The following is an 11,365-nucleotide window of genomic DNA, read 5'->3' on the forward strand; positions in this document are numbered from 1 at the left end:
AGGACATGAACTAATGAGAAAATACGGACACCACCAGACCATCAAGCCTATTCCCCTATTCCCCATTCCCTGTTCCCTGCTATAAGAGCATTAAGGATTGCCCAACTCCATATTTCGGTATTCTTTTACAGTTTTTGAACAGATGAATACGATCATTGAAGGAGCTATAAAAGCCTTTGAGCTATTAACCACTGGCAATAGCGACGTTTTCCAAGTGATGACGATGACATTATTGGTATCTGGAACAGCTACAGCTATTAGCGTGTGCCTTGGCTTACCGTTAGGACTATGGCTAGCTTTAGTAGATTTCGTCGGCAAGCAGGTTTTGACTAGCTTGGTTAACTTTGGTATGGGATTACCGCCAGTCGTAGTCGGCTTAGTGGTCAGTCTGTTTTTGTGGCGGTCTGGACCGTTGGGAAACTTTGACTTGATGTATACGCCCACGGCTATGATCCTAGCCCAAGCAATCATTGCTTTCCCAATTGTAGCTGGTTTCAGTTTTGCAGCAATTCTCACTATTAATCCGAAACTGCGCTTGCGACTGCTATCAATGGGGGCGACAGAGTGGCAAGCCAATTGGTTGCTGATCAAGGAAGCACGGTTAGGATTAATGGCTGCTATAATCGCTGGTTTTGGTCGCGTCATCTCTGAAGTTGGCGCATCCATGATGGTAGGGGGCAATATCAAAGGGCAGACAAGAGTTCTGACCACGGCGATTGTTACGGAAGTGGAGAAAGGGAATTACGATGTGGCTTTGGCGATCGCCTTCATTCTACTCATCATCGCATACAGCATTATAGTATCGCTGACTCTCTTGCAATACGATAAGAAAATCCTATGAACATGATGACTGAGTTTAAATCGTTTGTTAATCTGCAATCCTATCCTGTAGCACGACAGGAAAATCTTACGAGGATGAACGAGTATGTTCTGAATATGCAGCAAGTTAACGTCGATAGCAAAAAACGTAAAAATATCCTATCAATTGAAAATTTTGCAGTCCGTCCAGGAGAACTTGTCGCTGTACTTGGTCCTAATGGCGCTGGTAAAAGCACCCTGTTAAGAACGATCAATCTGTTGCAGCCTTACCGTGGTCAAATGCAATTATTTGGACAGGATGTTTGTCATACCAATAAAACATTATTGCGTCGTCGTTCTGCCCTAGTCTTTCAGGAGACATTACTGCTGAATGATACCGTGTTTAATAATGTTGCCAAAGTCTTAGAATTTCGAGGCATACCAGCAAACAAGATTAAACAAAAAGTACATACAGCACTCGCCACTTTTGGCTGCGAACACCTGGCAAATCGGTCAGCTCGTTCCCTGTCCGGTGGTGAGGCAAAGCGAGTTTGTATTGCCTGCGGGTTAGTCGCTGATTCAGAATTGTTGCTTTTAGATGAGCCTTCTGCCTCTTTAGATGTGGGAATACGTGCTGAGATTATCGAGAAAATTAGACAATCGGCTCAAGCGAGGGGATCAGCAGTCATATTAGTCAGTCATAACTTTACCGACATACTGCATTTTGCAGAAAGGGCGATCGCATTGTTTGACGGCTGTATTGTACAGGATGATAAATTGGAAATGCTCATACGCCGACCAGCGAACGAGCAACTTGCAAGACTAGTAGGAATGGATAATATTATTCCGTGCCGGGTAGAACGGGGCAGCCGTGGTTATTTTATCAAGCTCGCAAACAGTATAGAGTTTTTATATCCTGGTGAAGTGAGAACGCCAATTACTGCCTGTTGCCTGTCTGGTGATGCTTTTTATATTGATGATACAACTTCTTCAGTTCCATACCAGCCAGGAATGGTTACTATCAAAGGGCGAGTGGAACGAATTGTACGTGGCATAGGGATTTATACTATTTGGGTTAAGGTGGGAGAACAAACTTTAATCGCCAGAGTGCCTCAAAGTCATATATCTGGGAATGTCTATCAACATGAAATTATTAAACTGGCATTTCATCCTAGAGATGCACATTTTATTTAGAAAAAATAGGCGATTTTATACAAGGAAGAGGAGTTATAAATAATTAGTCATTAAAAGCAGCAAAATACTCTAAAATTTTACACATGGCAGTGTTTATATTCCTAAAATCATCATCTCGTGCGAGCATTTATTCCGGTTTATGAATATATTTGCCAGCAACTAATTCTGAAGCACAATTTTCAATAATTTGGCGAACGCTGTCTTTAGTTGACTCTAGGTGAAATTGTAAACCTAGGACTTTCTCACCATAAAGAAAAGCTTGATTTGAACAGACTTCACTATAGGCTAGTCGTACAGCACCTGGAGGTAAGTCAAAAGTATCACCATGCCAATGAAACACAGTGAAAGGCTCAGTAAGTGACGCGAAAACAGGATAATTTTGTGCTTCTGTTGTTAGTTTAATCGGATACCAACCTATTTCTTTTTCCTGACCTTTGTACACCTTAGAACCTAAAACATCAGCAATTAGCTGCGAGCCAAGACAAATGCCAATCACTACTTTATTTTTCTTGATTGCTTCTGCAACAAATTTTTTTTCCGAAGTCAACCAAGGATACTTATCATCCTCATAAATATTCATCGGACTACCCATTACTATCACCCAATCTAGGTCATCAACAGATGGTAACGTGTCACCGTTGTAAAACTTAGTTGCGGAAATAATCTTACCCTGCTGTATCGCCCACTGTTCAATGCTAGCAAGTCCTTCAAATGACACGTGTTGTAAGTAATGAATTCTCATTGCTTTCCCCCATTGTTTATCAATCCTCCATGATAAACCTTATGCAATCCCTGATTCTCACAATTTTGATGCAGTCTGAATTAGCATTGTTGCTGCCTTTTTCGCTTGTGATGCGGTTGAGCAACTTCCTTCCATCATCGCAACCACAATTGCACCTTGCACAAGCAGAAGCAGTTGTCGGGCTAACTGTTCCGGTGATGAAACTTCTGCTGATTGAGCAAGGCTCTTAATGTAGTGGTAGATCGATTGTTGATGCTCTAATGCCACTCGATGTCCAGGATGGTCAGGATTGGCTAATTCCACTGAGGCATTAATGAATGCACAACCTCGGAAATCTGGTCCCTCAAACCATTCCCGTAACGCATCAAATATTGCTAGCAGTTGTTTGGCTGGATCAGAAGTTCGTTGTTCAATCGTGGTTTTTAGCCATTGACACCATTGTTCATCCTGTTGTCGCAGCCAAGCTTCAATCAATGCATCTTTTGACTTGAAATGATTGTAGAGCGACATTTTAGCAACGCCAGATTCGGCAATGATTCTGTCAATGCCAACGTTCCGGATTCCCTCTCGATAAAACAAGTCTGATGCCGTATTCAGGATGCGATCATGGACAGACTTACGGATTGCTCTCGGTTTAGTCATTTAAATCACATCCTTTTTTTCTTTGAAATCGTAAAAAAGCTTTGGAGTTTAAAAGTTAACTATGACTAATCCTATAGAACTAATGCGATCTGCGCCAATGCGCAGTGCTTTGCTATCGCGCTACGGTGAAATTCCCTTCAATGGCGAAATTGCCTGGAACGACTTCCTTAGTACAATAATATCTCACCGTTCAGTTCGGTCTTATCTATCTGACCCTCTACCACCCTTAACCCTAGAGTTGTTAGTTGCAGCTGCTCAATCTGCTGCGACTTCTGCCAATCTCCAATCCTGGAGTGTGGTAGCGATTGAAGATCAAGAGCGCAAAGAAGAATTATCCAGACTAGCAGGAGGACAAGCCCATATTAAAGAGGCTCCTTTATTCTTGGTTTGGTTAGCAGATTTGGCTCGTGTGGCTCGCGTTGCTGAAAGTCGCGGACTATCTCATGATGCTCTAGAATACTTAGAACTGTTGATTAAGGCGATCGTCGATGCTTCGATAGCAGCGCAGAATGCCACTCTCGCTGCTGAGTCCCTTGGTTTGGGAACAGGATATATTGGCGCAATCCGCAAAAGTACTCAAGAGGTAGCAACGCTACTGAATTTGCCACCTTTGGTGTTCCCTGTGTTTGGGTTGTGTGTGGGTTATCCAAATCCTGAAGTACAAACAGCCATTAAGCCACGGTTACCTCAGTCAGCTGTACTGCATCGAGAAACTTATAAATTGGGAGAGCAAGATGAGGCGATCGCTCACTACAACGACATCATCAAAAATTTTTATACTGAACAAAAGATGAATGTCGCTGGTGATTGGTCACAACACTCAGCCGAGCGCATCGCAACTTTAGACTATCTCAAAGGATGCAAGTACTTGCGTGAAGCTCTGAATAACTTAGGTTTCAAGTTATTATAACCCAATACGCTAATGGAAAGCAAGCTGCGCGTAGTCTGTCGTAAAGCGACTTAGCTTTTCAAAGCAATTACAAAGCTTTAATATACCCTTGAAAACATATGTTTTTGAGTGCATAATTAATGAGCTGGGTTGTTGAATTTCATCAAGATTTTGAGCCAGAATTTGATGCTCTACCAGAAGAGGTGCAAAATAAGTTACTTGCCCGTGCCAATCTATTGGAAGCTTTCGGTTCTGAATTGGGACGACCTAATGTTGATACGCTTAATGGTTCGCGGCATAGCAACATGAAGGAACTAAGGTTTAAAGCAGCAGATGGTGTTTGGCGTGTCGCGTTTGCATTCGACCCCAGACGACATGCAATATTACTAGTCGCAGGTGACAAATCAGGTAGTAGTGAAAGTCGTTTTTACAAGCAACTTATCAAAACGGCTGATGCTAGATTCGACGCGCACTTAGCTCAATTAAAGACTGGACAAGAGGAAAAGTGAGGATAATCTATGGGGAGAATTTTGAAGGAAAAACTAGAACAGTTGTCACCGGAACGACGGAAAAAGATTGAAGAAGAATCTAGCTTGCTTATTGCGGAGGAAATGACTCGACAGCAACTGAGACTTGCACTCAAACTCACTCAAGAACAGATGGCAGAACTTCTGCAAATTGACCAAGGGAATGTTTCTAGGTTGGAACAACGCACTGATTTAATGCTCTCAACTTTGCGGAAGTACATTGTAGCAATGGGAGGAGAGTTACGGCTTGTTGTTGAATTTCCAAACCGTCCGCCCGTCACCCTAGTAGGTTTTTCAGAAATCGAAGAATCAGAGGAGGGAGCGATCGCTTCGGAATGAGTTAGAGTCTACGCCAGTTGCGACAAAGGACGGAACCTTTGAGGGCGCTTATGCTCGCTCCCCAAGTGATGTTTTACTACAGTTCAACGAGCGATCACTTCTTAACTTAACAGTGAACAACAGGTTTATAATACAATACGGTTCAGTTAAGGATAACTGTAGGTTGGGTTGAACGTAGTGAAACCCAACAAACTCCTATAAATGTTGGGTTTCGTTCCTCAAACGCTCTTACCCTCTGTCGGGAAAGCCCTTCGGGTATGCCTACGGCACGCCTGACGGCTAACGCCAGATGCCTGCGGAGGGTAACCCTCCCGCAGCATTAGTCTCACCGTCATTCGCGCTGGCGACCCTACCTACACAGTTTAAGGTTTTTGGCTCTAACTGAACTGTATTGGTTTATAATAGACACGAATGCGACTGCGCTTTAAGTTGTTAGCCATTTGATCTGTCGGCGGCTAGGTTTTGAAATCCATGCGTCTTGAGGAGAACTCTTTATGAGCGATGATTTTGAAGGTGGAGTCGGTGGGGAAGGTGGGGATCTAAACTCACTATTGCTTAAGTTGGTTGTCAAAAACGCTGTAAAGGCTGGGAAAAAAGCGCTGGATAGCAAGTGTTCTCAGTGTTGGGAAATGTTTAATGTGGGTGATACGCGCTGTTGCAGTTCGAGAATGTGTTTGAACTGTATACAAAAACATATAACACAAGAGCGGTTCTTATTTCTTCGGAGTACTTATTTTTCATGTCCGAACTGTAGTGAGAAATTAAAGCTATCCTGATTGAGATCGACGGGTGGGCAATTGTCCACCTCACTTTTTGTGTAGCATATCATTGTGAAATGAGCAGAAGTCTCGTGTGTTAAGCGCGCAGGCTAATATACTGCTGAACCAAGACTTCAAAGAGTTTATATCATTATTAATGGCGATCGCTCTCACTCATATTATGATTAGTCCTCAAATAATCATCAATATAATTACATCCTTTAACAACTAAATCATCTAAATCAAACCCTGATCACAGAGAATGTAGAGTTACCACCTAATACTACTGTTGAATAACCAATGATACTACCATAGTAAAGCGATCGCCCTTCATCATAATAAGCGAAGAGCGATCGCCTAAAATCATCGGCTAATAAAGAAGGCGATCGCATGAAGTAAGAAGTTAACTTGAAATATTTCCTAACTCCCCAGGTGACACTACGGAAATTTTCCCACTCACGAACCCAGAAATATCACGGGTAACAATTACATCTAATCCTTGCGTTACTGCACAAGTATATTGAACCGTATCTTCAAAATTTCGGAAATTAAGAGCGATACGCCCTTGGCGTCTGCGCTCCTCGCAATCGCTTGTTCAATAATGCTCCTATCAACTAGGCAAATATATAAATCGCCTACGGATTTAAACCCATCATTCATTCTTGTACGGAAAAATCATCACCTTTGGACGGTCGGCTCCAACGCATTGTTAGAGCGTGCTTTGGTGGTAAGCTTACGATTTCTCTTCCACTTTCTGCTTGCTTTTTCTGCCAATCTGCAAACATTGCATCTAAGTCGTAGTTAAAAGATTTAGCGTGTTCTTCTCGAATTTTATGAATTTCATCTAAAATTTCATCTTGCCACATAGCTTAATCTCCTAATAATTCGTAGGGGGTGCAAATTATTGGTAAATTGTATCCAAAATCAAGGCTGATTGCTGCAAGCTTCCTTTGAATTTGAGCGTTTGCAATATGCTTACAGTTCCACGTTAGCAGGTAATCTAACCCGTGAACAGTTGCTGCCGCGATGTGAACCGCATCGTCGGAAGCTTTGGGAGGAAGATTACTGCGCGCAAGAAACTGTGCTGACAAATTTTGTACAGTCTAATTGAGATCAACTAACAGTAACCCGTTGAGGATTTGCAAACGTTTCAATTGATCGCAAGTTTAAGTCTATGGAGATTCGGTAATCTGCTGTTGTAGTTGTTGCACCTCCTCAATCGACAAGCCTGTTGCAGAAGCAATAATGTTGATTGTTACTCCTTGGCGCAAAAGATTAACAGCAATCTCTCGTTGCTTTCTTGCTTCTGCCCTTGCTTCTGCCTCTTCTTGAATAGAACGATAAATCACAGATTCCTGCATGATGTCCCTCCGCAATAAGCGATAAATAACATCTTCTTCTAATTTTATCCCAGCTAAAATTGCTGAGGCAGCGGTCAAATTGGCTTGGGTTATTGGGTCTGAAATTTGGTCGATGGTTTGTGCAACAGAACGCAATGTTGCCTCTGGATCAGTTGTTTGACTGAGGGTAGCAAAGGGAAGTAGTCCAGGGTATTGTAGGAATAAGGTTACGGGTTGCTCCCACAGACAAACTGCATCAAATTCATGACGAGTGCGCTCTAGGGAAAAACTGGTTTGCCGAACGCGATCAGATCCAGTGGGCTGAAGATACACCACAACTTGTCGCATTGTTTTGTCAGGATAACGTCTGTAAACTCGCACGCGATAATCCAACATACGGAATGGAATATCCCGTTTGGGACGGGTTTGAAATTCTAGGTGCAAGACGGAATCATCAGACTCAAGTAGAATTAAGGCATCTGCGCGAATGGGTTCAAGGGAGAGTTCGGAGGGTTTTAGCTCCGTCAGCGTCATGGACTCTCCCAGCAGCCAACTGGCAAAGTCGGCTGAAAAGTTTTCGGCAAGGAATCGACAAGTATCGTCATACATAAATAGATTGTACGACTTTGTAATGCCTTAGCGAAGACTTCTTTATGTCCAATGGATATGTTTTGAACGAAAAGCTCTATCCCAATCGTTGGCAACCACTTCCATCATATTGATCATTCCTTCATAGCCAAAATATGGCTTGTCAAGATAAGTCTCTCTGTTAGTAGGGCTGAATACATCAAAAGAGATTTGGATTCCCAGTTCTTCTGCTATGTATTTTTCCCATGCCGAGCCAAAAACAGCATCAGTATCAATCTCTGTTAAGGCTTGTTTTATTTGATATCCATCGGCAGAAAATACCACGCTAGGAGAAAGACCAAGGCTTTGCAATTCTTGCTCTAGAATTGGGCGAGATTCACGCATCGCTGAGCGAAACAACAAAACTTCTGGAATCATCTCCAACTCTTCAAAGAGCATTCTCACCAGTCCGATACCAAGCGTCCCATCTGTAGATACGGCAACTCTACAGTTACGATATCGGGGAATAATCATTAATGCTCGTCGGCGAAGCGTATCTACAACCATTTCTTCGCCTTGTTTGATCAGCGGTTCCACTCTTTCTTCTATCTTGAAATGTGCCGCCAATGCCTGCAACCACCGCGTAGTGTTTTTTACACCTATTGGTAAAGGTATATCATCTAGAATGAGGGGAATGTCATGGGTCTGTTGCATTTTCCGAGCAAACTTATACCCGACATCATGACTGAGAAGAATATTGGCGGTTGCGTCACCAGCTTGTTCCAGTTCTGCAAAGGAACTATTGTGGGAGAATACCGTTTGCACCTTAATTCTTAAAGATTTTAACGTCTGGGTTATCCAGTGCAAATCAGCCCACCAAGTGGGATTCACATTTGCCTGTGGTGCAATAATGTTTACAATCCTCGGCTTTCTGCCCCTCCTCTTAGTCTGCCTTTTTTTGATGAAAGGAAGTAAAGCCTCTAATCCCATTTCTAAGCCATCATAAGCATTGCCCCGAAACCCACCAGCAAGTATAGGAACAAGTTTAGCATTGACCTGTGGCTGAATATTTTTGCATAATCCCTCAATATCCTCACCAATAATGTCCGCCGCGCAAGTGCCAACGACAAACATGACCTTAGCATGAAAAGATTGATCCGCCTCTTTAATCATACCTTTGAGTTTATCAGACGCTCCCATGACAATGTCTGACTCAAAAAGACGAGTACAACCTACTTTGCGCTTTGTAAAATCAACCTCATGGTTATCATAGCCAGCTGCAACAGTTGACGCGCAACCTTGGGGAGAATGAATCACAATACTGACATCTTTCATTCCAGCAACCATGTTTGCAATACCTTCTAAAGCACAGCCAACAATTGGGTCTTTGCTATGGTCACAATTGTCAAAAGTTAGTCCCGCAGACATTTTCACCTCTTTATTGAAAGATATTGCATTGACTATGGTAGAGTTCTTACTTATTATCAATGAATGCGATAGGTGCAAAACTCCATGTCTTTAGACCACAGATATAGCAGCAAAGTTAATTAAAATTGCCGTCAATTATGGTAATATGACTTTAGTGGAAGGGTAATTAACCACTTTAAAAACCCAATTGCTGCGTAAAAAGCAGACACTGCACCTTGACAATTGAAAATATGGGGTTCTATTCCATAGTTCTAGTTTCCTCCCAGGAATAGGTAAAATTTTCATGGGAACTAGACGCTCAGCGTTTAACTCAAACAAATTTTGGAATAATCCAACTACCGTGGGGCACACGGAAAGTTAAAGCTTGAGGAGAGAACCACCTCTGGGTTAGGTAACGCAAGGAGCTTAGTCTAAGTGGACTCGTTGAACCAAGAATCTCCTCTCATGATGGTAGGAGAGTGTCAATCCTGACAACATTTTCCCCGCCTCTTCTCTGCATATACGGTACAATCGGGCAGGTCTTGGGCTAATTTTCCTGTGAGTGATTGAGCAGATGCTAACCCTGAGTTTTTAGGAAATACCATTTGCTTGGTTAATGAACTGCGAGGTCTAAAGCCGTATTGAAGTGCAGTTTTAATACACTTAGCTACCTTTAAGGCTCCGCGATAACCGAATCTGGGACGATTTAAGATAGCATTTAAATCGACAACGGGAATGTGTGGGAAACTCAAGGAAGAACCAAAATATACCACCGATTCTGCATCAAGACCACCAATAAAATTCAGTAATTCATCTTCCGTTTGTTTCATCGACTCATACTTACCAAAAGCCAGCGTCCCCTTGGTAATTAAGATTTCCGGGTCTAACCCAGTTTCCAATAAGTAGTCTACACTGGTTTCCCGTGCTTCCGTGCTCCAGGGATGGAAGTTATAGATCACCGCACGCATCCCAAAATCACGCTCTAACATATGGGCAATGGACAAGCACTTGATAGCATCATGCCCTTCGATAATCGCTAACTTCCCTTCTATATATTTTTTAGCTTCTTCAAATTCGGTCTTGATTGCGGCATATTCCTGCTTCATCAAGGCATCCGCCTGTTCTTCCATCCCTAAATATTTTGCAGCTCCTTGGAGCCATTTTTCTGTAGCGCTAATACCATAAGGAAGGATAGTAGAGTTCAGCGGAGTACCGAACTTGTCTGACATGGCTTTGCCGATAGTATAGCCAAGATCCAAACATAAGGTACAGTTGACTGCCGCACTTGGTGCTCGCTTAAGTTCATCTAATGTGCAGTCACCAGCAATCACACTGTGAACTCGTGCTCCCATTCCTTCTATCAGTCGCACCAGTTCCTTGACATCGGTTTCTACTTCTGTCCTTTCAGGACCCATCTTTGCACCCACAATATTGACAGCATCGGCTAGTTGTGCTTTCCGTTCTGGAGTGGGCGGCTCCATAAAGTCTACGATTTGCCGAAATACGATATCAAATCCACTACGATACTCCCCTGCGAATCCTTCACAATGTATCGTCATGATCTCAGACTGTATTTCAGTGCGTGCTTTATTCACCACGTCATCAACACAATCGCCGATAATTCCAGATGCACAACTCGTTGCCACAACGATCGCATCTGGATTATATTTTTGATCTACTTCTAAAATCGCGCCTCGTAATTCTTTTTCCCCTCCAAAAATCACCGATTTTTCACTCATGTTGGTAGTGACTACAGGTTCATAAGGGGAACCACTATTGCGGCTATTGGTTAGCTTGTATGCTCGCTTGACTCCATAAGCACAGCCACTTGGACCGTGAGAAATTACGATCGCATCTTTAATCCCACTTAAAATCTTCGTTGCAGTCCAAAATTTGCAGGGACGGGTATGACTACCTTGTAAGCTAGTCTTAATCTTACCCTCTTTTGCTAAACGATACAGCTCGCTTAAATTTCCGTAAAATACAACGTTTCCATCTATACTGGTAGCCATAATACCTCTTCAATCTCTCATATCATGTTTGATCGAACATTTGTATTAACAAAACCCCTCCCCAACCCTCCCCTTGGTAAGGGGAGGGTGCCGTTAGGCGGGTGGGGTATATTTGGGAATTGTTAAGTAATTAAGCGAACATGATATTAC

12 protein-coding genes are annotated in these 11,365 nt (G+C 42.7%); 5 read left to right on the forward strand and 7 right to left on the reverse strand.

The window, feature by feature from the left end:
• Nucleotides 1-142 precede the first annotated feature (142 nt).
• On the forward strand, nt 143-841 hold the full coding sequence (locus DP116_RS22910) for an ABC transporter permease (protein ID WP_169157370.1): 699 nt from the start codon (nt 143-145) through the stop codon (nt 839-841).
• A 2-nt stretch (nt 842-843) separates the two neighbouring features.
• A complete protein-coding gene (locus DP116_RS22915; RefSeq protein ID WP_246275754.1) occupies nt 844-1,992 on the forward strand; it encodes an ATP-binding cassette domain-containing protein in 1,149 nt (382 codons plus the stop codon).
• A gap of 127 nt (nt 1,993-2,119) precedes the next feature.
• On the opposite strand, the gene DP116_RS22920 is transcribed toward DP116_RS22915, so the two are convergent.
• Entirely contained in the window at nt 2,120-2,734 is a 615-nt protein-coding gene (locus tag DP116_RS22920; RefSeq protein WP_246275755.1) for a type 1 glutamine amidotransferase, read from the reverse strand.
• A gap of 57 nt (nt 2,735-2,791) precedes the next feature.
• Nucleotides 2,792-3,376, reverse strand: coding sequence for a TetR/AcrR family transcriptional regulator (locus DP116_RS22925; RefSeq protein WP_169157372.1), 585 nt, complete (start codon nt 3,374-3,376; stop codon nt 2,792-2,794).
• A 61-nt stretch (nt 3,377-3,437) separates the two neighbouring features.
• On the opposite strand from DP116_RS22925, the gene DP116_RS22930 reads away from it, so the two are divergent.
• The 3 genes from DP116_RS22930 (at nt 3,438) to DP116_RS22940 (ending at nt 5,131) form a co-directional block, all read left to right on the forward strand.
• Nucleotides 3,438-4,286 carry an NADPH-dependent oxidoreductase gene (locus tag DP116_RS22930; RefSeq protein ID WP_169157373.1) on the forward strand — a complete coding sequence of 283 codons (849 nt, stop codon included), beginning with the start codon at nt 3,438-3,440 and terminating at the stop codon, nt 4,284-4,286.
• A gap of 119 nt (nt 4,287-4,405) precedes the next feature.
• The gene (locus DP116_RS22935; RefSeq protein WP_169157374.1) at nt 4,406-4,774 is read left to right on the forward strand and encodes a type II toxin-antitoxin system RelE/ParE family toxin; all 369 of its coding nucleotides are present in this window, start codon (nt 4,406-4,408) and stop codon (nt 4,772-4,774) included.
• Nucleotides 4,775-4,783: 9 nt separating this feature from the next.
• Nucleotides 4,784-5,131 carry a helix-turn-helix domain-containing protein gene (locus tag DP116_RS22940; RefSeq protein WP_169157375.1) on the forward strand — a complete coding sequence of 116 codons (348 nt, stop codon included), beginning with the start codon at nt 4,784-4,786 and terminating at the stop codon, nt 5,129-5,131.
• Between the two features lie 1,000 nt (nt 5,132-6,131).
• On the opposite strand, the gene DP116_RS22945 is transcribed toward DP116_RS22940, so the two are convergent.
• From DP116_RS22945 to DP116_RS22970, 5 genes are all read right to left on the reverse strand, one after another.
• Complete coding sequence (locus tag DP116_RS22945) at nt 6,132-6,281, reverse strand: hypothetical protein (protein WP_169157376.1); 150 nt, start codon at nt 6,279-6,281, stop codon at nt 6,132-6,134.
• A gap of 264 nt (nt 6,282-6,545) precedes the next feature.
• The gene (locus tag DP116_RS22950) at nt 6,546-6,755 is read right to left on the reverse strand and encodes a hypothetical protein (protein ID WP_169157377.1); all 210 of its coding nucleotides are present in this window, start codon (nt 6,753-6,755) and stop codon (nt 6,546-6,548) included.
• Between the two features lie 306 nt (nt 6,756-7,061).
• Nucleotides 7,062-7,838 (reverse strand): Rpn family recombination-promoting nuclease/putative transposase, encoded by a 777-nt coding sequence (locus DP116_RS22960; protein ID WP_169157378.1) that lies wholly within the window; start codon nt 7,836-7,838, stop codon nt 7,062-7,064.
• A 42-nt stretch (nt 7,839-7,880) separates the two neighbouring features.
• A complete protein-coding gene (locus DP116_RS22965; RefSeq protein ID WP_246275756.1) occupies nt 7,881-9,224 on the reverse strand; it encodes a nitrogenase component 1 in 1,344 nt (447 codons plus the stop codon).
• Nucleotides 9,225-9,685: 461 nt separating this feature from the next.
• Entirely contained in the window at nt 9,686-11,215 is a 1,530-nt protein-coding gene (locus DP116_RS22970; RefSeq protein ID WP_169157380.1) for a nitrogenase component 1, read from the reverse strand.
• Between the last annotated feature and the right edge of the window lie 150 nt (nt 11,216-11,365).

The sequence above is a fragment of the Brasilonema bromeliae SPC951 genome (assembly GCF_012912135.1).
GTDB lineage: Bacteria > Cyanobacteriota > Cyanobacteriia > Cyanobacteriales > Nostocaceae > Brasilonema > Brasilonema bromeliae.

Coding starts and splice junctions, on each gene's coding strand:
- DP116_RS22910 (WP_169157370.1), top strand. CDS start 143: ATGAATACGATCATTGAAGGAGCTATAAAAGCCTTTGAGCTATTAACC.
- DP116_RS22915 (WP_246275754.1), top strand. CDS start 844: ATGATGACTGAGTTTAAATCGTTTGTTAATCTGCAATCCTATCCTGTA.
- DP116_RS22920 (WP_246275755.1), bottom strand. CDS start 2,734: ATGAGAATTCATTACTTACAACACGTGTCATTTGAAGGACTTGCTAGC.
- DP116_RS22925 (WP_169157372.1), bottom strand. CDS start 3,376: ATGACTAAACCGAGAGCAATCCGTAAGTCTGTCCATGATCGCATCCTG.
- DP116_RS22930 (WP_169157373.1), top strand. CDS start 3,438: ATGACTAATCCTATAGAACTAATGCGATCTGCGCCAATGCGCAGTGCT.
- DP116_RS22935 (WP_169157374.1), top strand. CDS start 4,406: ATGAGCTGGGTTGTTGAATTTCATCAAGATTTTGAGCCAGAATTTGAT.
- DP116_RS22940 (WP_169157375.1), top strand. CDS start 4,784: ATGGGGAGAATTTTGAAGGAAAAACTAGAACAGTTGTCACCGGAACGA.
- DP116_RS22945 (WP_169157376.1), bottom strand. CDS start 6,281: ATGCGATCGCCTTCTTTATTAGCCGATGATTTTAGGCGATCGCTCTTC.
- DP116_RS22950 (WP_169157377.1), bottom strand. CDS start 6,755: ATGTGGCAAGATGAAATTTTAGATGAAATTCATAAAATTCGAGAAGAA.
- DP116_RS22960 (WP_169157378.1), bottom strand. CDS start 7,838: ATGTATGACGATACTTGTCGATTCCTTGCCGAAAACTTTTCAGCCGAC.
- DP116_RS22965 (WP_246275756.1), bottom strand. CDS start 9,224: ATGTCTGCGGGACTAACTTTTGACAATTGTGACCATAGCAAAGACCCA.
- DP116_RS22970 (WP_169157380.1), bottom strand. CDS start 11,215: ATGGCTACCAGTATAGATGGAAACGTTGTATTTTACGGAAATTTAAGC.